Here is a 17,575-nt window from a genome sequence, read left to right as displayed (position 1 = left end):
GGGAAAGCACGCGCGAGGTGCGGCGGAAGTTCTAAAGTAAGCGCGGGAACCGCCGCCGGAACAGCCACGTCTGATCCGACGGACGAAGCTTGGCGAAGGGGATGACCAGACGTGCCTGTGTACGACTCGGAGTCGATGGGGATCGCGGCGCGGCGGGTGGCGAAGCTGCGCGACGAATTCGACAAGTCCAAGGGCAAGGTCATGCCGGTCGAAGGGGAGCACAACCCGTTCGGCAGCATGGGCGGCTCGGAGGACGTCAAGGGCGCACTCGGCGGTTTCCAGACCGGCGTGCACTCCGAGTTCGAGGCCGGCGGCAAGCTGATGACCTCGCTGAGCGACGCCCTGCTGCGGGCCGCCGGCCTGATCGCGGAGAACGACCAGGCCTCCGGTGAGGCCATCGCCCGGCAACAACGCCAGGCCTGAGAAGAATCTGGCGTAAGGGGGTCGAATCATGGGCGCACTCGGATTGCCGGCGGAATGGCCGGAGGTCGAGAACAAGGCCAAAGAGGTCGAAAAGGTCAATCCGGCCACCATTCAGAAAGCGGCCGACGAATTCAAGGAAGCCGGCGCGAACGCCGACGACCACGCCGCCGAACTGAAGAACGCGGCGGCCGGCCTGCAGGACGGGGTCTGGGACGGCCCGGCGGCCGACGAGTTCTTCGCCTACGTGGCCAAGGTCGGTGACGCGGGCAAGAAGTTCAAGGACAAGCTCGACGAGGTGGCCACCGAACTCGAAGGCCTGCAGAAGGACCTCACCGAGATCAAGCGCAAGATCGAGACCACCCGCGACGACGCGAAGAAGAAGATCGACGACAAGATCGCGGCCACCGACACCGCGGTCGCCCAGGCCCAGCAGCAGGCCGCCAACGGGCAGACGCCGAACCCGAGCCCGGACGCGATCATCGCCGCGGCCAAGGCGGAGAACGACACCACGGCCAGCAACGCCAAGACCGACATCCAGAACCTGCTCGACGAGGCCGACAAGAAGATCGCCAAGTCGCAGGAGCTGATGAAGAAGGAGATCGAGGGCGGTTTCTCCTCGGTCACCCCGCCCGGTACCGCCAGTGGCGGGTCCAGCGGCAGCAGCAACGGCGGTGGCGGCGGCAGCTCCGGCGGTGGCGGCGGCTCGTCCAGCGGCGGTGGCGGGAGTGCCTCCGGCGGCGGTGGCGGCCTCGGCCCGAGCGGTGGCCCGCCGTCGAGTGGCCCGCCGCCCGGCAACGTGGACCAGTGGATCCGCGAAGCCATCAAGATCCTGCAGGCGAACGGCATCCCGGTCACCGAGGACAACATCGACGAGATCTGGACGATCATCGAGAAGGAGTCCGGCGGCGACCCGCACGCGATCAACAACTGGGACTCGAACGCGGCCAAGGGCACCCCGTCCAAGGGCCTGATGCAGTGCATCGACCCGACCTTCCAGGCACACAAGCTGCCCGGCCACGACGACATCTACAACCCGGTGGACAACATCATCGCCGGGGTCCGGTACACCTTCGACCGCTACGGCGGCTTCGAAGGCCACCCCGGCTTGAAGGCCATGGCCGGTGGCGGCGGGTACCAGGGCTACTGAGTCGTAGGGGTCAGCGCACGACCTGAACCGCGTCCCCGACCTTCAGCGTGGAGAAGTACTTCGCCGAGGCGCCGGCGGACAGGTGGATGCAGCCGTGCGACGGCTGCGACAGGCTGCCCGTGTGGAAGGCGATGCCGGGCACGAAGAACACGGAGTTCGGCATCGGCGCATCGAACTGCTTGCTGTGGTAGTTCTTCACCTTCGAGATCACGCTGAACGTGCCGAGCGGCGTCGGGTAGCCCTTCTTGCCCGCGGTGATCGGCACCGGGCCGTAGGCGATCTGGCCGTCGCGGATGATCCAGGTCTTCTTCGCCGACAGGTCCACGCAGGCCCCGGAGCTGATCGAGCACGGCACCCCGGCGGCGGGCTTGGGCTTCGGCTTCTCCACCGGCTTGGGCTTCGGCTTGGTGGTGGTGGGCTTCTTCTTCTCGGTGGACGTGGTCGTCGTCGGCGCCGGTGAGCTGGACGGCGTCTCCACCGGCACCGAGGATGGCGGTGTCGTCGTGGTCACCACGGGCGGCGTCGTCACGACCGGCGCGGCGGCGGGGGCCGCCGAGCCGCCCCCACCGGAGCAGGCCCCGAGCACCGCGGCCGCGGCCACCCCGGTCACCGTCAAGATCAGCTTCTTCACCGTTACCCCCAGAAGATCGCCTACCTCCTTCAAGACGCCATAACCCCAGTTCAGTTGCCTCCGGGTAGATCACGCTTGGGCAACGCGCGCGGGCACGCCCTAGTCTCGGCCCATGGCCACGTTCCCCGGTCCGGCCCGGCGCGCCGACGTTCCCCCGTTCCACGTGATGGATGTGCTGTCCGCCGCCCAGGCCCGTCAGCGTTCCCACGGTGACGTCGTCTCACTCGCGGCGGGCCAGCCCACCGCCGGCGCGCCCCGCCCGGTGCGCGAGGCCGCCGAGAAGGCCCTCAACGACGACAACCTCGGCTACACCGTCCAGCTCGGCATCCCGGAACTGCGTGAAGCCATCGCCGAGCACTACGACCGCCAGTACTCCCTCGAGGTCGGCGCCGAGGACGTGATCGTCACGACCGGCTCGTCCGGCGGCTTCCTGCTCTCGTTCCTGTCCGCCTTCGATCCCGGCGACCGGGTCGCGATGGCCAGGCCCGGCTACCCCGCCTACCGCAACCTGCTCACCTCGCTCGGCTGCGAGGTGGTCGAGTTCGGGGTGGACGCGAGCACCCGCTTCCAGCCGACCGTGGACCTGCTCGACCAGCTCGGCCCGATCAAGGGGCTGATCGTGGCCAGCCCGACCAATCCGGCGGGCACCGTGCTGCCGCCGGGTGAGCTGGCCGCCATCGCGGGCTGGTGCTCCTCGCACGGCGTGCAGCTGATCAGCGACGAGATCTACCACGGCATCACCTACGACGCCGAGGCCGCGTGCGCCTGGCAGAGCACCGGCGAGGCGCTGGTGCTCGGCTCGTTCTCCAAGTACTTCGCGATGACCGGCTGGCGGCTCGGCTGGATGCTGGTGCCGCAACGGCTGCACCGCGCGGTCGACGTGCTGACCGGCAACTTCACCATCTGCCCGCCCGCGCTCGCCCAGCAGGCCGCGGTCGCCGCCTTCCACCCCGAGTCCTACACCGAGCTGGACGGCCACGTGGCGCACTACCGGGCCAACCGCGACCTGCTGATCGACGGCCTGCGGAGCATCGGCCTGGACGTCGCGGCCCCGGTCGACGGCGCCTTCTACGCCTACGTCGACGTCTCCGCGCACACCGAGGACAGCCTCAGCTGGTGCCAGCGGCTGCTCGCCGACACCGGACTGGCGATCACGCCCGGCATCGACTTCGACCCGGAGAACGGCGGCAAGTTCGTCCGGCTGTCCTTCGCCGGTGCCCGTGAAGACATCACCGAAGCCGTGCGCCGCCTCGGCGGCTGGCTCGGGGGAACCCCGGCTTTTCCCTGAACGTTGCCCTGGTGACGGGCTGATCAGCCACCTGGCGTGGGAGTCTGGAGGCACGTCAAGCGATACCGGAGGATGCCATGTTCTGGAAGATCGTCGGGGCGCTGATCGTCATCTGGCTGGCGTTCACCGTGCTCGGGTTTGTGGTCAAGGGCCTGTTCTGGCTGGCCGTCATCGGCGGGGTGCTCTTTGTCGGCACCGCGGCCTACGGCGCGATCAAGGGCAAGAACGACCCGAAGCGCCTGCGTTCCTGAGCCGTTGTCGGTGTTTGTCACTGGCCACCGCCACCTGACAAGCTGTAGGCGCACGTACGCGCTGCGGAGGGGACGGGGCGATGACTACCACCGGGCTGGTCTTCTCGCCGTTGTCGATCGTGCTCGCCGCGGTGTTCTGCGCGGCGGGCGGGTCGAAGCTCGCCGGTGCGCCCGTGATGCGGCAGACCGCGGCCCACCTGCGGATCAGCCCGGCCACGGACAAGCTGGTCGGCGCGCTGGAACTGGCCGCCGTCGCCGCGCTGATCATCGGGTTCTGGGCGGTCGGGCTGGCGATCGCCGCCTCCGCGGGCCTGGTCCTGCTGATGTTCGGCGCGGTGCTGGCCCATCGTCGCGTGCACGACCAGCTCGGCCGGTACATGCCCGCGCTGGTGCTGGGCCTGCTCGCCGCGGCGAACGTGGTGCTCCTGGTGCTCGCCTAGCCTCGCGCCTATTCCTTGCGCGCGACGCCGCAGAGGTGCGTCCGGTGCGCGTCGGAAAGCGGCCGCATCCGCGGTCCGTCCGGCCACCACTCGTGCGCGTGGACCAGGCCGGGGTCGAGGATCCGCAGCCCGTCGAACAGCTCGGTGATCTGCTCGCGGGAGCGGGCGACCGCATGGAGCGGAGTGCCTTCGTACGTCTTCAGCAGCTCCTTGACCAGCCGGCTCGGCCCGCTGCCGTCGTCGGCGTCGTGCAGGTGCGTGAGCAGCACGTACGAACCGGGGGCGAGCGCGTCCACGTAGCCGTGCAGCACCTTCTTGGCCTGGTCGAGGTCGTCGAGGTGGTCCAGCACCGCCCCGGCCACCAGCGCCACCGGGCGGTCCAGGTCCACGTGCACGGCCATTTCGGCGAGCGTGCCCGCCGGATCGGTGAAGTCGCAGCCGAGGAAGTGCGTGGAGTCGTAGTTCACCAGCCGCGCCCGGCCGTGGGCCAGCACCAGCGGGTCGTTGTCCACGTAGACCACCCGCGCGCGCGGGTGGAACTGCTGCACCACCTGGTGGATGGTCGGCTCGGCGGGCAGGCCGGACCCGAGGTCGGCGAACTGCGACACCCCGGCGCGCTCGGCGAGGAAGCGCAGCGCCCGCAGCGCCCACTGCTGGAGTTCCTTGGTCGCCGCCGGCGCCCCGGGCGCGAATTCGAGTACCCGCCGCAACATCGCCCGGTCCGCTTCGTAGTTGTCGGCGCCACCGAGCAGCGCGTCGTGGAAGCGGGCCTGGCTGGGCTGCGAGTAGTCGATCGACACCGGGCCGGGGCCGGTCATGCGGACACCTCAGAACTGTGACGGGGGCAACACCAAGTACTCACTCTATGACGTACTGCTCATCAACTGAACGGCAGCGGCCCCCGACTACCCTTCCAGCCCAACTGGAGTCGCGCTTTCGCGCTCCCGGTCCACCTTTCCGCCCGCAGGCCCGCCTCGAGCGCGCCATCGACGTTCACCTGCCGATCGTCGAAGAACAGGCATTCCTCACCGCGGGCGCCGAGCCGGTCGAGCAGTGCGGCGAAAATCGCCGGATCGGGTTTGATCACGCCGAGGTCACCGGAAAAGACGAGGTGCCGGAAATGCCGCGCCCACTCCTGCCGTTCCACGTGCCTGCCCATCGACGAAGCGGCGTTGGACAGCAGTGCCAGCGGCACCCCGGCCTCGTCCAGTTCCACCAGCAGGGCCAGGGTTTCCGGGTCGGTCCGCGACCAGCCGCCGATGTCCAGCGCGGTGAGTTCGGCGGAGAGATCCGCGTCCACCTCGACCCCGAGATCGGCGCCGATGGCGCCCCAGTATTCGAGGTCGGTGGCACCGGCGTCGTAGGCGTCGCGGTGTTTCCAGTACAACGGTTCGAAGTCACCGAGCGAGGCGCCGTAGCGCGTGGCGAGTTCCGGTAGTGCCTCGGTGCGCCGGACGATCACCTCGCCGAAATCGAAAACCACCCAGTTCATCGCCGTTCCTTTCACTGACCGGCAACCGATTTGATCCGGCTGAGCGCTTCCTCGATGTCCAGCGCGGAAACGTCGCGGTGGGTGACGAACCGGACTTTGCCCGCCATCGGTGACGCGAGCACGCCCGCGTTCTCCAGCCGGGAGATGGCCAGCGGCACGTCCGGCACCCCGGCCAGCACGATGTTCGTCTGCGGCGCGTGCACCGACCAGCCGATCTCGGCGAGCCCCTCGGCCAGTCGCCGCGCGTTGTCGTGGTCGTCGGCGAGATCGTCCACATTGTCCAGTGCGTGCAGGCACGCGGCGCCGAGCACGCCGCCCTGGCGCACCCCGCCGCCGAGCATCTGCCGCATGCGGCGCGCCTGCTCGATGAACTCGCGCCCGCCCACGAGCGCGGAGCCGACCGGGGCGCCGAGGCCCTTGCTGTAGCAGACCGAGACGGTGTCGGCGCCGACCGCGAGTGCGGCGACCGGGACGTCGAGCGCGACGGCGGCATTCCACAGCCGTGCCCCGTCCAGGTGAACTTTGAGTCCGGCCTCCTTCGCGGTGGCGGCCAGCTGGGCGTGCTCGTGCGGTGGGGTGACCGAGCCGCCCGCGGCGTTGTGCGTGTTCTCCAGGCAGAGCAGCGTGGTCCGCAGCAGCAGGTAGCTGTTGTCGCGCGGGCCGATCGCCTTCGCCAGCGTTGCCGCCGTCGGACGGCCGGGCCCGGCGTCCGGTTCGAGCGGTTCCGGCATGCCACCGGCCAGCCACGACGACGAGCCCAGCTCGCGGACCAGCACGTGGGCGTCGCGCGGGGCGAGGAACCGGTCACCGCGGCCGAGGTGCAGCGACAGCGCGATGATGTTGGCCATGGTGCCGCTGGGCACCCAGAGCGCGGAGGGCAGGCCGAGCAGCTCGGCGGTGCGCTCCTCGAGCCGGCGCAGGGTGGGGTCGACGTCGATCACCGCGTCGCCGACCTCCGCGGAGGCCATCGCGGCGCGCATGGTTTCATCCGGGCGGGTGACGGTGTCCGATCGGAGATCGATGGTCGGGCTCGTTGCGAAGGTCACGGCCGGATCACACCATATCGTTCGTTGCGCTTTCAAACGTTCTGGTGGAATCCCGGTTCCGGTGGATCGATCCGCGAACCCGTGCAACCGTGGACGGGCCGGGTTCCGTCTACCCTGTCGAACACCCGAGGAGCGGAGAGCGAACCGCGTGGACCAGCGCGAGGAGCAGGAGTTCGCGGAGTATTTCGCTGCCAAGCGGGACTCCGTGCGTAGAACCGCGTACATGCTCTGCGGCGACTGGCACCGCGCGGACGATCTCGCGCAGACGGCGTTCGTTTCGCTGCACCGGCGGTGGCGCAAGATCCGCGACCGGGCGGCGACCGACGCCTACCTGCGCAAGACGCTGGTGCGGGCCTCGATCGACGAGTCGCGTCGGCCGTGGCGCCGGGAACGGCAGGTGGAGGAGCTGCCAGAACCCGCCGTCCAGTCCGGACCTCGGCTCGACGAGCAGGTCGCCACCAGGGAGGACCTGCTGGCCGGGCTGCGCGGCGTGCCGTCGAGACAGCGGGCGGTGCTGGTGCTCCGGTACTTCGAGGGGCTGGACGTCAGCGGCGTCGCGAAGGCGCTCGGGTGTTCCGAAGGGACGGTGAAGAGCCAGACCGCCCGCGGGTTGGAGAACCTGCGGAAGGTACTGGGCGGACTCGGTGAGGAGGTGGACTCCCGTGGATGACCGGCAGCTCGAGACCCTGTTCCGCGACGCGCCGGGCGAGCCCCCCGAGCCGACGTTCGACATCGGACAGGTGACCAGGGCGTCCCAGCGCGCCACGGTGCGCCGTCGGACGATGGTCTCGTCGGTTTGCGGTGCGGTGCTGGTGGTACTCGTCGGCGTCGGGGTGGTCGGGGTGACCGGCGACAGTGGACGCGAGGCGTCGACCGCCGCGGCTCCCGGTTCGACCGAAGAGGTGAATGGCAATACCCAGCTCGGTCCCATGGGGCAACCTGGGGATGCGCCGGGACGTCCTCCGATCGCGGCACCAGAAAGCTTCCCGACCGGCTCGCCCATGCAGGGGGGCGAGACGACCGGGGAGACCGGCCCTCGGGCCGAAGGCACCCACGGGTGCGACCAGGCGGACCGGGAGCTCGCCACCGCCCTCGCTGGCGAGCTCCCGGTCCCCGTCCCGGAGGGGGCGGCGATGCCCGGTCGCGTGTGTTCGACGGATTTCCGGTCCGCCTCGTTCCCGGTCAACGGCGGGGTCGTCTCCGCGTCGGTGGTGCCGTCCGGTGTCTCGCTGACCTTGGCCACCCAGCCCGAGGGCACGCTGACCGCGCAGGCGCAGTCGGGCACCGGGGCCACCGTGCTGGTGCTGAGCATTCCGGCGGCCGGTTCGACCGACGCCCCGTTCGCCAAGGACATGCAGGGTGTCGCCGACGCGCTCGCCAAGCGGTTCTGACCGGCGGGCCGGTCGCTTGCTGGCAAAATGTCCGCCCATGACCACTGCCGCGAGCACGCCGAAGGGTGAGCGCCGCCGCGCCGCGCTCATCGAAGCGGCTTCGCAGCTGCTGGCCGAAAGCGGCTTCGACGCGATCCGGCACCGCGCGGTCGCCGAGCGCGCGGGGCTGCCACTGGCGTCGACCACGTATTACTTCGACTCGCTCGAGGAGTTGGTGACCGCGGCGGTGGAGCACCACGCGCGGCTCGAGCTGACCCAGGGCAGGCAGTGCCTGGAGGAGACCGGGGACCGCTCGCTGGTCGACCTGGTGCTGGAAATGCTGCTCGGCCCGGAACGCGACGACCGCGAGGCCGACGCCGAAGCGGTGTTGCTGCGGTACGAACGCCTGGTCGCGACGGGCCGCCGGAAGTACCTGCGCCCGCTGATGCGCACGCTCTCGGCCGAGTTGGACCACCTGCTGCTGGAAATCTTCGCGCGCTCGGGAAACCCGGTGGACGCGGCGGAGCTGGAACGCCTGGTCGCACTGGTAGACGGTGCCGTGGTGAACGCCCTGATCGAAATCGACCCGGACCCCAGAGCCGTAGCCGCCCGCATGCTGGGCGAGGCCCTCACCTGAGGTTATCCACACTGCACCGCACCTGTGGACAACTAATGTGGACAACCGCCTTCCGTCGGGGGGAGGCCGTAGACTGGCCTAGGGACGCCCCCCGAGGTGGGCGGGGGATGTACTTGGGTTCTGGGCGCCTCGGCGCGCAGCTGGGCGGCGGCATATCGGTGAGTGCCTGACCCGCATCGACCTTTTGCCCGCCTGCCTCGCTGTCGTGGATCTCGTCGGGCAAGGGCAGACCGGCCGCGTCAACGGCCAGGTGGAGCTTGGTCGCCAGCCCTCTTCGCGACGGCCCGTGGCATTCCCCGGTCGATCGTGGGGTCGTTGTTCCAGTTCGCGCAGCTCTCTTTCAGAGCGCCCACACTTCCCAGCGAGGCGTCCTTCACGCTCACGCGTTCCAGGGGGGCGGCCTCAGGGCCCGTAACCGCTCATGCGCGGTCCTTCACGGCCCACAGCGTTCCGTCGGCTCACCACTGGGCGCCTCGGCGCGTGTCTGGTCGGGGGCGAAGTAGCTGGCTCGTTGTGCTGCCGGACGTCACGAATGCCTCTCGAAAGCCCCTCGTGTCCAGCTGGTCCGAGTGCGAGGGAAAGGCCAGGCGCGTCCTACTCCGGCAGGTCTTGCGCGTCCGGGTACCGCTCGGCCAGTGCGGTCAGGATTCGTTCGCCGGCTGAGGTGATGTCCCGGCTGGTGCTGGCGAAGGCCGCCACGACGACCACCACCGTGGAGCCGGACCTCGGCCAGCGGCACGCGCCTCGCGCCAGGCGCGGGAGCACCCGCCCAGGTAACACCAAGTGCGACGCCACCCGAAAGGTAGCCTGGGCCGGTGAGTGAGAAGCCCGCCATTCCGAATGTGCTCGCCGCCCGGTACGCGTCCGCTGAGCTGGTCGCCTTGTGGTCCCCGGAGAACAAGGTCCGCCTCGAGCGCGAGCTCTGGCTCGCCGTGCTCCGGGCGCAGCGCGAGCTGGGCGTCGACGTGCCCGACGGGGTGATCGAGGACTACGAGCGCGTGCTCGACCAGGTCGATTTGGCCAGCATCGCCGAGCGCGAGCGCGTAACCCGCCACGACGTGAAGGCCCGCATCGAGGAGTTCAACGCCCTCGCCGGTCACGAGCACGTGCACAAGGGCATGACCTCCCGAGACCTCACCGAGAACGTCGAGCAGCTCCAGCTCAAGCGCTCCCTCGAACTCGTCCGCGGCCGCGTCGTGGCCACGCTCTCCCGCCTGGCGAGCCTCGCCGTCGAGCACACCGATCTCGTGATGGCCGGCCGTTCGCACAACGTCGCCGCGCAGGCGACCACGCTCGGCAAGCGCTTCGCCACCGCCGCCGATGAGCTGCTGGTGGCCAACGACCGCCTCGAGAACCTCATCGAGCGCTACCCGCTGCGCGGCATCAAGGGACCGGTCGGCACCGGGCAGGACATGCTCGACCTGCTCGGCGACAAGTCCACTTTGGACGAGCTGGAGACCGAGGTGGCCGGCCACCTCGGGTTCGCCAACCGGTTCGACAGCGTGGGCCAGGTCTACCCGCGCTCGCTCGACTTCGACGTGCTGTCCACCGTGGTCCAGCTCGCCGCGGCGCCGTCCAGCCTGGCCAAGACGATCCGCCTGATGGCGGGCCACGAGCTGGTCACCGAGGGCTTCAAGCCCGGCCAGGTCGGCTCATCGGCCATGCCGCACAAGATGAACACCCGCTCCTGCGAACGCGTCAACGGTCTCGCCGTGGTGCTGCGCGGCTACCTGTCGATGATCGGCGAGCTGTCCGGCGACCAGTGGAACGAGGGCGACGTCTCCGATTCCGTGGTGCGCCGCGTCGCGCTGCCGGACGCGTTCTTCGCGCTGGACGGGCTGTTCGAGACCTTCCTCACGGTGCTCAACGAATTCGGCGCCTACCCGGCCGTGGTCGACCGTGAGCTTGCTCGCTATCTGCCGTTCCTGGCCACCACGAAGGTGCTGATGGCCTCGGTGCGCGCGGGCGTCGGCCGGGAGACCGCGCACGAGGCGATCAAGGAGAACGCGGTCGCCGTCGCGCTCGCCATGCGCGAGGGCGGCTCCGGCGAGAACGACCTCGTCGACCGCCTCGCCGCCGACGCGCGGATCCCGCTGGACGCCGGTGAACTGGAGAAACTGCTCGCCGACCGCATCTCGTTCACCGGGGTCGCCACGGCTCAGGTCGACGCGGTGGTCAAGCGCGTCGAGCGCGTGCTGGAGCGTTTCCCGGAGCACGCGAACTACGCGCCGGCGCCCATTCTCTGACAACTGTGTGAGCAAGCGCACCGAGGCACGTCCACGGTGTGGGACGGCATTTCCGGGGCGGGCGAAATCCCTAGTGTTGGCGCGAACCTGCCGCGCCGACACGCGCCCGAACCCCGGAAAGAAGCATGAGATCCACGCTGTCCAAAACGCTCGCCATCGCCGCCGCGCTCGTCGCACTGGCCGGCTGCGGGTCGTCCGCCGGTGACCCCGCCGGGCAGACCCTGCGGGTCGGCACGCTCGCCGACGCCCCGCCGTCGATCTACCTGGAGAACGGCAACTTCACCGGCTACGACAACGAACTGCTGCGCGACATCGCCCGCCGCGAGGGCTTCTCGGTGGAGTTCGTCGGCACCGAGTTCGCCAGCCTGCTGGCCAGCGTGAACAACCGCACCTTCGACATCGGCAGCTCGACCATCTCCACCACCGACGAGCGCAAGAAGACGGTCGCCTTCTCCAACGGCTACAGCACCGGCTTCACCACCATCGTGACCAAAAAGGACGCCGGGCTGAAGACGGTCCCGCAGTTCGCGGGCAAGCGCCTCGGCGTGGTCCAGGCCTCGGTCCAGGACGACCTGGCGAGCAAGAAGGTGCCGGGCGCCGAGGTGGTGCGTTTCCCGGACTACAACGCGGGTTTCGCGCAGTTGCGCAACGGCACGCTCGACGGCTGGGTGGTGCCGAAGGACATCGGCCAGAAGTACCTGGACCAGAACCCGGACGTGGCTCTGGAGTTCGGCTACACGGTGGAGACCAAGGACACGCCGTCCGCGTTCGCCGTGCGCAAGGACAACAAGGAGCTGCTGGACAAGCTCAACCGCGGCCTGTCCGCGGCCATCGCCGACGGCACGGTCAAGCGGCTGCACGCCCAGTTCTTCACCACCGAGCCGCTGCCCGCCGAGCTGGAGCCGGGCGGCCCCGGTCTGCCGGTCCAGAATCCGTGAAGGGGAAGCGAAAAATGAAGAAGGCGATTCTCGCGACCCTCGCGACCGCGCTGCTGCTCACCGCGTGCGGCAGCGGTGAAGACGGCCAGGACACGCTGCGCGTCGGCACGCTCAGCGACGCGCCGCCGAACATCTACCTGGAGAACGGCAACTACACCGGCTTCGACAACGAGCTGCTCAAGGCCATCGCCACGAAGCAGAACCTGAAGCTGGAGTTCTCCGCGACCGAGTTCTCCTCGCTGCTCGGCCAGGTGGCCAACGGCCAGTTCGACCTGGCCAGCTCGGCCATCGCGCAGACCGAGGAGCGCAAGAAGAACGTGGACTTCTCCGCGCCGTACAACTACGAGGTGATGAGCATCCAGGCCAAGGAGGGCTCGCCGATCACCGACGAGAACTCGTTGGCGGGCAAGCGGGTCGCGGTGATCCAGGCCACCGTCGGCGACAAGTGGCTGACCTCGACCGTGCCCGCCGCGCAGGCGGTGCGCTTCCCGGACTACGCCGCCGCGCTCACCGCGCTGAAGACGGACTCGGTCGACGCCTACATCCTCGACCTGACCATCGCGGAGCAGAACGTCACGCAGAACCCCGACGCGAAGCTCAAGGTGGTCAAGCCGTTCACCACCGACGTGCCGCACGGGTTCGCCGTGCGCAAGGGCGACACCGAGCTGCTCGGCAAGGTCAACGAGGGGCTCAAGCAGGTGATCGCGGACGGCACCTGGGCGCGGCTGCACCAGCAGTTCCTGCCCACCGCTCCGGCCGCTCCCGAGTTCAAGGCGTCCTAAGTGGACGTTCTGCTGGACACCTTCCTGAACTGGGAGTACATCTGGGAGGTCTTTCCCGACCTGCTGGGCACCGGGCTGCTGAACACGCTGATCTTCGCCGTGTCCTCGGCGCTGATCGGCACCCTGCTCGGCATGGTGCTGGCGGTGATGGGCCTGTCGGCCAAGCGCTGGCTGCGCTGGCCCGCCCGGGTGTACACCGACATCTTCCGCGGCCTGCCCGCCATCCTGACGATCCTGCTGATCGGCCAGGGCCTCGGCGTGCTGGCGCGGGACATCGTCGGCAACAATCCCTACCCGCTGGGCATCCTGGCGCTGAGCCTGATCGCCGCCGCCTACATCGGCGAGATCTTCCGCTCCGGCATCCAGAGCGTCGAGAAAGGACAGTTGGAGGCCAGTCGCGCGCTCGGCATGGGCTACGGCAGGGCGATGCTGCTGGTGGTCATCCCGCAGGGCGTGCGGCGGGTGCTGCCCGCGCTGGTGAACCAGTTCATCGCGCTGATCAAGGACTCCAGCCTGGTCTACTTCCTCGGCCTGCTGTCCAGCCAGCGCGACCTGTTCCGGATCGGCCAGGACCTCGCGGCGAACACCGGCAACCTCTCGCCGCTGGTCGCCGCGGGCGTGTTCTACCTGGTGATCACCATTCCGCTGACGCACCTGGTCAACTTCATCGACAAGCGGCTGCGGCAGGGCCGGAAGATCGACCGGCGCGACGAGGACGAGCTGGACCTGGTGGCCGGCGGAAAGGTCGGGGCATGAGCGGCGCGGCGAGCGTGGAACTGCGCGACATCCACGTGTCCTTCGGCACGCTGGAGGTGCTGCGCGGGGTCGACCTGCGGGTCGGCAAGGGTGAGACCACCTGCGTGATCGGGCCGTCCGGCTCGGGCAAGTCCACCCTGCTGCGGGTGGTCAACCGCCTGCAGGAGCCGGATTCCGGCGACATCCTGCTCGACGGCGAGAGCGTGGTGGCCACCGACGCCGACCGGCTGCGGCGGCGGGTGGGCATGGTGTTCCAGCACTTCAACCTGTTCCCGCACCGGACCGTGCTGGACAACATCACGCTGCCGCTGCGCAGCGTGAAGGGGCTGGACAAGGCCGAAGCCCAGCAGGTCGCGCGCGACCTGCTGGCCGAGGTGGGGCTGGCCGACAAGGCGCCCTACCGCCCGGCCGCGCTGTCCGGCGGGCAGCAGCAGCGGGTCGCCATCGCCAGGGCGCTGGCGATGGATCCCGAGGTGATGCTGTTCGACGAGGCCACCAGCGCACTGGACCCGGAGCTGGTCAAGGGCGTGCTGGAGCTGATGGCCGGGCTCGCCGAACGCGGGCTGACCCTGCTGGTGGTCACGCACGAGATGGGCTTCGCGCGGCAGGTGGCCGATCACGTGGCCTTCATGGACCACGGCAGGATCGTCGAGATCGGCGAACCGGCCCAGGTCTTCGAAGCGCCGGAGAGCCCGCGGCTGAAACGGTTTCTGTCGCAGGTCCTGTGATGGTTACGCTGGTGGAGTGGCCAAGATAACGAAGCTCGTGCACTACCCGGTCAAGGGATGCGGCGGTGTCGAACTGCCCGTCGCGGAACTGACCGCGGCCGGGATCCGGCACGACCGCACCTTCATGGCGGCCGCGCCGGACGGCACCTTCCGCAGCCAGCGCCGCTACCCGGTGCTGGCCGCGGTGCGGGTCGAGGTGCTCGACGACGGCGCCCGGCTGCGGTTGCGCGCGCCGGGCGTCGAGGACCTGGAGCACGAGGTCGCCTTCGACGGCCCACGGCACGCCGCCTCGGTGTTCACCTTCGACGGCAAGGGCGTGCACCAGGGCGCCGAGGCCGCGGAGTGGTTTTCCGAGGTGATCGGCGAGCCGTCGGTGTTCCTCCGGGTCACCCCCGAGCACGACCGCGTCACCGGCGGGCTGACCCAGGGCACCGCTGCCTTCGCCGACGGGCACGCCGTGCTGGTCACCTCCGAGTCCTCTTTGGACTCGCTGAACGAGCGGATCGCGTCCGCGGGCGGGGAACCGGTGCCGATGGACCGCTTCCGCGCCAACATCGTGGTTTCGGGGTGGGCTGAGCCACACGTCGAGGACACCGTGCGCACCTTCACCGCCGGTGACATCGAGCTGGCCTACGCGAAGAAGTGCCTGCGCTGCACGGTTCCGCTGGTCGACCAGGAGACGGGCAAGCGCGTGGGCTCCGAGCCGATCCGCACGCTGGCGAAGTACCGCCGCGTGCCCGCGGGCAAGGTCGCCTTCGGCATGAAAGCGGCGGTCACCAGGCCCGGCCGGATGGCCGTCGGCGACGAGGTGACCGTGCGCACCTGGGACGCCGAACCACCGGAGTAGCGGTACCGCAGTTCACCATCTGGGAAGCGCTGGATCAGCACGTGGACGTCTGAGACCATCGAGATCGTGACGACGCAGGTGCACCTCCTCGATGTGATCGCGCTGGTCCAGCGCAGGCACATCGACCTCGTGCGCGTCGATTCCGCTCTCTGCCGCCGCTGAATCGCGGCCCTTTCTCTCGTCGTACCCACTCCCTCCCGTTCCGGCGGCGCCCCACCCTGCCGCCATGCTGCGAACCGAGGTTCCCATGCGCACGTTCCTGTTGTTCGGATTGGCTGGCCTGCTGGCCCAGCTCGTCGACGGCACCCTGGGCATGGCGTTCGGGGTGACGGCGACGACCACCCTGCTCGCGGTCGGCACCGCCCCGGCCGCCGCGTCCGCCGCGGTGCACCTCGCCGAGGTCGGCACCTCGCTGGCCTCCGGGTTGTCCCACTGGAAGTTCAAGAACATCGACTGGCGCACGGTGGGCATCCTGGCCCTGCCGGGCGCGGTCGGCGCGGTGCTCGGCGCCTACGTGCTGACCTCGCTGTCCACCGAGAACGCGACGGTGTGGATCACGCTGATCCTGCTGCTGCTCGGGTTGTACGTGCTGATCCGGTTCGCCTTCCTGAAGCTGGGCAAGCTGATCACCGGCAAGCGGCCCGGTGCGAAGTTCCTCGCGCCGCTGGGCCTGGTGGCCGGGTTCGTGGACGCCACCGGTGGCGGTGGCTGGGGCCCGGTGGCCACCACCACGCTGCTGTCCTCGGGCAGGCTGGAGCCGCGCAAGGTGGTCGGCTCGGTGGACACCTCGGAGTTCATCGTCGCCCTCGCCGCCAGCCTCGGCTTCCTGTTCACCCTGTCGCAGGAGGACGACCTCAACTACACCGTGGTGCTCGGGCTGATGATCGGCGGCATCATCGCCGCGCCGGTGGCCGCGTGGCTGGTCCGGCACCTGCCGCCGCGGCTGCTCGGCGCGCTGGCCGGTGGGCTGATCGTGTTCACCAACGCGCGCACGCTGCTCAAGGAGTTCGACGCCGCGGACTGGGTCTACACGGTGAGCTACACCGCGATCGTGGTGCTCTGGGCGGTCGGTGTGCTCGCCGCGGTCCGCTCGCTGCGCGAGGAGCGCAGGCTCAACGCCGCCGCCGGCGAGGACGACGCCCCGGCCAAGGAAACCGTCGTGCAGTAGTTCCTGCCACGCTTCCGCCACGTCACTTCGCGGTCACTCTCGGCGCGCTTACTGGGGTGCGTGGACACCAGACTGCTCGTTTCGCTGTCCGGCATGAACCCGAGCACGCTGCACCGCTGCGCCGAACTGGCCGAGGAGCTGGACCGGCGGGCGGTGCCCCTTTCCCTGCTGTTCACCCCGTCGACCGGGGTGACCTCCTGGCTCAGGCAGCGGGTGGACCGCGGTGACGACCTGCTCCTGCACGGCTACGACCACACCGTGCCGCCCACGCACCGCGCGGTCAGCCTCGGCCGCAAGGCGGAGTTCGCCGCGCTGCCCGCGCACGAGGCCCGGCTGCGGCTGACCGCCGCGACCGCCTCGCTCGACCACGCCGGCCTGCGCACCGAGGGCTTCGCGCCCCCGCGCTGGCTGGCCTCGCGCGGCACGCTGGCCGCGTTGCGCGAGCGCGGCTTCCGCTTCTGCGCCGACGTCACCTCGATCCGGGACCTGGAAACCGGCGAGGTGCGGCGGGCGCGGGTGCACGGTTTCGGCAGCCAGCGCCAGCGGACCGAAACGCTGCGCTGCTTCGCGCTGGTGCTGACCGCGGCCAGGGTGGCGCGCCGGGGAGGCTTGCTGCGCCTGGGCGTGGACGCGAGCGACCTGCAGCGGCCGAGCCGACGTCAGGCCTTTCTCGACGCGGTGGACGTGGCGCTGGAGGCCGGGGCGACCAGCAGCACCTACACCCTCACAGCTTCGCCGGTTCGCCCTCGCTGAGCACCCGGACCTCGGTGCCGTCGGGGCCGAGATTGGTGAACATGCCGTACATCATGTCCGGCACGGCGAGGACCTTCTCGTGGATCGGCACCGCGACCCGCGGCGCGACCGCGCGCAGGAAGTCGACTGCCTCGGCGGCCTTCAGCCACGGCGCCGCGGTGGGCAGGCCGAGCACGTCGATCTGCTGGTCGGGCACGAAGAGCGCGTCGCCGGGGTGGTAGAAGGCGCCGTCGTCGAGCAGGTAACCGACGTTGGGCACCACCGGCAGGTCGAGGTGGATCACCGCGTGCTGCCCGCCGACCACGTCGACCCCGGTGCCGCCGAAGGAGAAGGTGTCACCGGGCAGGGCGATCTTCGCGGTCAGCCCGAGCTTTTCCACGGCCTCCTGCGAACCGGGGTCGATGATCAGTTCGGCCCGCGGGTTCGCCTTGAGCAGTGCGGTCAGCCGCTCGCCGTCGAGGTGGTCGTGGTGCTGGTGGGTGATCAGCACCGCGTCCAGGTCGCGGAGGTCCTCGAAGCCGCGGGAGAACGAACCCGGGTCGAACAGGAGCCGCGCGGACGCGGTCTCGGCCAGCACGCACGAATGTCCAAAATGGACGTATTGCATCAGGATATCCCCTGTCTGTCCGGTC

The 17,575-nt window shown here is 69.8% G+C and carries 23 protein-coding genes; 17 read left to right on the top strand and 6 right to left on the bottom strand.

Features of this window, described 5'->3' with window-relative positions; all coding sequences use genetic code 11:
• Positions 1 to 111: 111 nt before the first annotated feature.
• Positions 112 to 423, top strand: a complete 312-nt coding sequence (locus YIM_RS46470; RefSeq protein WP_153036393.1) for a hypothetical protein — start codon at positions 112 to 114, stop codon at positions 421 to 423.
• A 28-nt stretch (positions 424 to 451) separates the two neighbouring features.
• Positions 452 to 1,570: a transglycosylase SLT domain-containing protein gene (locus YIM_RS46465; protein ID WP_153036392.1), complete on the top strand. Its 1,119-nt coding sequence runs from the start codon at positions 452 to 454 to the stop codon at positions 1,568 to 1,570.
• Positions 1,571 to 1,580: 10 nt separating this feature from the next.
• Here YIM_RS46465 and YIM_RS46460 read toward each other — a convergent pair whose 3' ends face one another.
• Entirely contained in the window at positions 1,581 to 2,201 is a 621-nt protein-coding gene (locus YIM_RS46460) for a L,D-transpeptidase (RefSeq protein ID WP_153036391.1), read from the bottom strand.
• 112 nt (positions 2,202 to 2,313) lie between these two features.
• On the opposite strand from YIM_RS46460, the gene YIM_RS46455 reads away from it, so the two are divergent.
• The 3 genes from YIM_RS46455 (at position 2,314) to YIM_RS46450 (ending at position 4,180) form a co-directional block, all read left to right on the top strand.
• A complete protein-coding gene (locus YIM_RS46455) occupies positions 2,314 to 3,489 on the top strand; it encodes a pyridoxal phosphate-dependent aminotransferase (RefSeq protein WP_153036390.1) in 1,176 nt (391 codons plus the stop codon).
• A gap of 77 nt (positions 3,490 to 3,566) precedes the next feature.
• Complete coding sequence (locus tag YIM_RS48845; RefSeq protein ID WP_194239978.1) at positions 3,567 to 3,740, top strand: hypothetical protein; 174 nt, start codon at positions 3,567 to 3,569, stop codon at positions 3,738 to 3,740.
• An 80-nt stretch (positions 3,741 to 3,820) separates the two neighbouring features.
• Positions 3,821 to 4,180, top strand: coding sequence for a DoxX family protein (locus YIM_RS46450; protein ID WP_153036389.1), 360 nt, complete (start codon positions 3,821 to 3,823; stop codon positions 4,178 to 4,180).
• Between the two features lie 8 nt (positions 4,181 to 4,188).
• Here YIM_RS46450 and YIM_RS46445 read toward each other — a convergent pair whose 3' ends face one another.
• The 3 genes from YIM_RS46445 to YIM_RS46435 form a co-directional block, all read right to left on the bottom strand.
• The gene (locus YIM_RS46445) at positions 4,189 to 4,998 is read right to left on the bottom strand and encodes an SAM-dependent methyltransferase (RefSeq protein ID WP_153036388.1); all 810 of its coding nucleotides are present in this window, start codon (positions 4,996 to 4,998) and stop codon (positions 4,189 to 4,191) included.
• Between the two features lie 62 nt (positions 4,999 to 5,060).
• Positions 5,061 to 5,672: an HAD family phosphatase gene (locus YIM_RS46440; protein WP_153036387.1), complete on the bottom strand. Its 612-nt coding sequence runs from the start codon at positions 5,670 to 5,672 to the stop codon at positions 5,061 to 5,063.
• Positions 5,673 to 5,683: 11 nt separating this feature from the next.
• Positions 5,684 to 6,718 (bottom strand): low specificity L-threonine aldolase, encoded by a 1,035-nt coding sequence (locus tag YIM_RS46435; protein ID WP_228004437.1) that lies wholly within the window; start codon positions 6,716 to 6,718, stop codon positions 5,684 to 5,686.
• A gap of 148 nt (positions 6,719 to 6,866) precedes the next feature.
• On the opposite strand from YIM_RS46435, the gene YIM_RS46430 reads away from it, so the two are divergent.
• The 3 genes from YIM_RS46430 to YIM_RS46420 are packed head-to-tail and all read left to right on the top strand — an operon-like array spanning position 6,867 to position 8,725.
• Entirely contained in the window at positions 6,867 to 7,388 is a 522-nt protein-coding gene (locus tag YIM_RS46430) for a SigE family RNA polymerase sigma factor (protein ID WP_113695526.1), read from the top strand.
• Positions 7,381 to 8,109, top strand: a complete 729-nt coding sequence (locus tag YIM_RS46425) for a hypothetical protein (protein WP_153036385.1) — start codon at positions 7,381 to 7,383, stop codon at positions 8,107 to 8,109. Before YIM_RS46430 ends, YIM_RS46425 begins: the two co-directional genes overlap by 8 nt.
• A gap of 37 nt (positions 8,110 to 8,146) precedes the next feature.
• Complete coding sequence (locus YIM_RS46420) at positions 8,147 to 8,725, top strand: TetR/AcrR family transcriptional regulator (RefSeq protein ID WP_153036384.1); 579 nt, start codon at positions 8,147 to 8,149, stop codon at positions 8,723 to 8,725.
• Positions 8,726 to 9,319: 594 nt separating this feature from the next.
• On the opposite strand, the gene YIM_RS46415 is transcribed toward YIM_RS46420, so the two are convergent.
• Positions 9,320 to 9,490, bottom strand: coding sequence for a hypothetical protein (locus YIM_RS46415; RefSeq protein WP_153036383.1), 171 nt, complete (start codon positions 9,488 to 9,490; stop codon positions 9,320 to 9,322).
• A 50-nt stretch (positions 9,491 to 9,540) separates the two neighbouring features.
• Here YIM_RS46415 and purB point away from each other — a divergent pair, with 50 nt between their 5' ends.
• From purB to YIM_RS46375, 9 genes are all read left to right on the top strand, one after another.
• Positions 9,541 to 10,971, top strand: coding sequence for an adenylosuccinate lyase (gene purB, locus YIM_RS46410; RefSeq protein WP_153036382.1), 1,431 nt, complete (start codon positions 9,541 to 9,543; stop codon positions 10,969 to 10,971).
• A gap of 125 nt (positions 10,972 to 11,096) precedes the next feature.
• Positions 11,097 to 11,909, top strand: a complete 813-nt coding sequence (locus tag YIM_RS46405; RefSeq protein WP_153036381.1) for an ABC transporter substrate-binding protein — start codon at positions 11,097 to 11,099, stop codon at positions 11,907 to 11,909.
• 14 nt (positions 11,910 to 11,923) lie between these two features.
• Positions 11,924 to 12,691 (top strand): ABC transporter substrate-binding protein, encoded by a 768-nt coding sequence (locus tag YIM_RS46400; RefSeq protein ID WP_153036380.1) that lies wholly within the window; start codon positions 11,924 to 11,926, stop codon positions 12,689 to 12,691.
• Complete coding sequence (locus YIM_RS46395; protein WP_153036379.1) at positions 12,692 to 13,447, top strand: amino acid ABC transporter permease; 756 nt, start codon at positions 12,692 to 12,694, stop codon at positions 13,445 to 13,447.
• Complete coding sequence (locus YIM_RS46390; RefSeq protein WP_153036378.1) at positions 13,444 to 14,175, top strand: amino acid ABC transporter ATP-binding protein; 732 nt, start codon at positions 13,444 to 13,446, stop codon at positions 14,173 to 14,175. The genes YIM_RS46395 and YIM_RS46390 overlap by 4 nt, the downstream gene beginning before the upstream one ends.
• Before the next feature lie 25 nt (positions 14,176 to 14,200).
• Positions 14,201 to 15,022 carry an MOSC N-terminal beta barrel domain-containing protein gene (locus YIM_RS46385; RefSeq protein WP_153037706.1) on the top strand — a complete coding sequence of 274 codons (822 nt, stop codon included), beginning with the start codon at positions 14,201 to 14,203 and terminating at the stop codon, positions 15,020 to 15,022.
• 66 nt (positions 15,023 to 15,088) lie between these two features.
• Positions 15,089 to 15,184 (top strand): putative leader peptide, encoded by a 96-nt coding sequence (locus YIM_RS50200; protein WP_335645121.1) that lies wholly within the window; start codon positions 15,089 to 15,091, stop codon positions 15,182 to 15,184.
• A gap of 85 nt (positions 15,185 to 15,269) precedes the next feature.
• Positions 15,270 to 16,190 (top strand): sulfite exporter TauE/SafE family protein, encoded by a 921-nt coding sequence (locus YIM_RS46380; protein WP_153037705.1) that lies wholly within the window; start codon positions 15,270 to 15,272, stop codon positions 16,188 to 16,190.
• Positions 16,191 to 16,262: 72 nt separating this feature from the next.
• Positions 16,263 to 16,943: a DUF2334 domain-containing protein gene (locus YIM_RS46375; protein ID WP_153037704.1), complete on the top strand. Its 681-nt coding sequence runs from the start codon at positions 16,263 to 16,265 to the stop codon at positions 16,941 to 16,943.
• Here YIM_RS46375 and YIM_RS46370 read toward each other — a convergent pair.
• Positions 16,915 to 17,550, bottom strand: coding sequence for an MBL fold metallo-hydrolase (locus YIM_RS46370; protein WP_153036377.1), 636 nt, complete (start codon positions 17,548 to 17,550; stop codon positions 16,915 to 16,917). The genes YIM_RS46375 and YIM_RS46370 overlap by 29 nt on opposite strands.
• Between the last annotated feature and the right edge of the window lie 25 nt (positions 17,551 to 17,575).

The organism is Amycolatopsis sp. YIM 10 (assembly GCF_009429145.1).
In the GTDB taxonomy this organism is placed as follows: domain Bacteria; phylum Actinomycetota; class Actinomycetes; order Mycobacteriales; family Pseudonocardiaceae; genus Amycolatopsis.
Note: the sequence above shows the minus strand (reverse complement) of the source record. Positions and strands in the feature narration are given on the sequence as shown.

What these genes read in the sequence shown, in the direction of transcription:
- YIM_RS46455 (WP_153036390.1), top strand. Translation starts at nt 2,314, where the DNA reads ATGGCCACGTTCCCCGGTCCGGCCCGGCGCGCCGACGTTCCCCCGTTC.
- YIM_RS46390 (WP_153036378.1), top strand. Translation starts at nt 13,444, where the DNA reads ATGAGCGGCGCGGCGAGCGTGGAACTGCGCGACATCCACGTGTCCTTC.
- YIM_RS48845 (WP_194239978.1), top strand. Translation starts at nt 3,567, where the DNA reads ATGTTCTGGAAGATCGTCGGGGCGCTGATCGTCATCTGGCTGGCGTTC.
- YIM_RS46445 (WP_153036388.1), bottom strand. Translation starts at nt 4,998, where the DNA reads ATGACCGGCCCCGGCCCGGTGTCGATCGACTACTCGCAGCCCAGCCAG.
- YIM_RS46440 (WP_153036387.1), bottom strand. Translation starts at nt 5,672, where the DNA reads ATGAACTGGGTGGTTTTCGATTTCGGCGAGGTGATCGTCCGGCGCACC.
- YIM_RS46370 (WP_153036377.1), bottom strand. Translation starts at nt 17,550, where the DNA reads ATGCAATACGTCCATTTTGGACATTCGTGCGTGCTGGCCGAGACCGCG.
- YIM_RS46405 (WP_153036381.1), top strand. Translation starts at nt 11,097, where the DNA reads ATGAGATCCACGCTGTCCAAAACGCTCGCCATCGCCGCCGCGCTCGTC.
- YIM_RS46450 (WP_153036389.1), top strand. Translation starts at nt 3,821, where the DNA reads ATGACTACCACCGGGCTGGTCTTCTCGCCGTTGTCGATCGTGCTCGCC.
- YIM_RS46380 (WP_153037705.1), top strand. Translation starts at nt 15,270, where the DNA reads ATGCGCACGTTCCTGTTGTTCGGATTGGCTGGCCTGCTGGCCCAGCTC.
- YIM_RS46400 (WP_153036380.1), top strand. Translation starts at nt 11,924, where the DNA reads ATGAAGAAGGCGATTCTCGCGACCCTCGCGACCGCGCTGCTGCTCACC.
- YIM_RS46420 (WP_153036384.1), top strand. Translation starts at nt 8,147, where the DNA reads ATGACCACTGCCGCGAGCACGCCGAAGGGTGAGCGCCGCCGCGCCGCG.
- YIM_RS46465 (WP_153036392.1), top strand. Translation starts at nt 452, where the DNA reads ATGGGCGCACTCGGATTGCCGGCGGAATGGCCGGAGGTCGAGAACAAG.